The following is a 1,259-nucleotide window of genomic DNA, read 5'->3' as shown; positions in this document are numbered from 1 at the left end:
TGACCTGCCCCCTGCCGCCGTGCCGTTCATAACGAGGAAGTCCGGGGTTGCAAGACTAATTGATCTCTGTGGTGATTGAAGTGGTTTGAGCTGAATCGCCAGCGCGCTGGCGATGCAGCTCGGCGAACTTTGCAGGCGGCATGCGGCCGCAACTGCTGTGCGGCCTGATCTCGTTGTAGTCCTGCCTCCATGTTGCGATGGCCGCTCTGGCCTGCTGCAACGTCTCGAACCACTGCTCGTTCAGGCACTCGTCCCGGAACTTTCCGTTGAAGCTCTCGATGTACCCGTTCTGCATGGGCCGGCCCGGCTCGATCCGGATGTGCCGGATGCCATGCGTCTGCGCCCAGCCCATGAAGGCCCGGCTGGTGAACTCCGGACCATTGTCGGTACGCACCGCCAGCGGGTAGCCACGGAAGATGGCTGCCTGGTCGAGCAGCCGCGTGACGTACTGGCCCGAGATACCCCAGTCCACTGCGATGCTCACGCATTCATGACTGAAGTCATCGGCCACCGTCAGGCACTTGATGCGCCGACCGGTACTCAGGCTGTCGCTGACGAAATCCATACTCCACACCTCATTGACCGAGCGGGCCAATTGCAGCGGCACGCGCTCGGACGCAGGACGCTTGACCTTCTTGCGCTTGCGCACGGCCAGGTTGGCCGCGCTGTACAGCCGATAGACCTTCTTGTGGTTCACGCCTGGGTACTGCGGGCGCAGCAAGTCGTGGATGCGTCGATAGCCGAAGCGCCGACGCGCGTGCGCGATCTCCACGATGCTGGCCTGCAGATCCTGGGTCGCCTGATCGCTCTCGGGTGGGTTGCGATAGCTGTCGCGGGAGAGCCCCACAAGCCTGCACGCACGTCGCTCGGACAGATCGCATTGGTCGATCATCACGGTGATTGCTGCGCGCTTGGCCTGCGGGGCTAACGCTTTACCCCGAAGGCGGTGTTCAGCGCGTGGATGTCCAAGTGGGCCTCGGCCAGCAGCTTCTTGAGCTTGGCGTTCTCGCTCTCGAGGTCACGCAGTCGCTTGGCATCGGGAACATCCATGCCGCCGTACTTCGCACGCCACTTGTAGAAGGTGGCGTCGCTGAAACCGCCCTTGCGGCACAACTCCTTGATCGGCAAACCGGCCTCCGACTGCCGGATGAAACCGATGATCTGCTCTTCGGTGAATCTGCTCTTTCTCATGCCCGTCATTCTCCAAGTTGACGGACTCCACTACGTTGAGACTGGTACGGCTGGGAGGGGGCAGGTCA

1 protein-coding gene is annotated in these 1,259 nt (G+C 62.2%); it reads right to left on the bottom strand.

All coding sequences use genetic code 11. The features are described from left to right. Positions 1–55: 55 nt before the first annotated feature. A protein-coding gene (locus tag FHW64_RS34170) for an IS3 family transposase (protein WP_409350674.1) occupies positions 56–1,191 on the bottom strand; the annotation gives its coding sequence in 2 pieces (ribosomal slippage) (positions 56–942 and positions 942–1,191; 1,137 coding nt in all). Positions 1,192–1,259: the final 68 nt, after the last annotated feature.

It is taken from the genome of Variovorax sp. Sphag1AA, from assembly GCF_014192575.1.
In the GTDB taxonomy this organism is placed as follows: Bacteria; Pseudomonadota; Gammaproteobacteria; order Burkholderiales; family Burkholderiaceae_C; genus Variovorax.
Note: the sequence above shows the minus strand (reverse complement) of the source record. Positions and strands in the feature narration are given on the sequence as shown.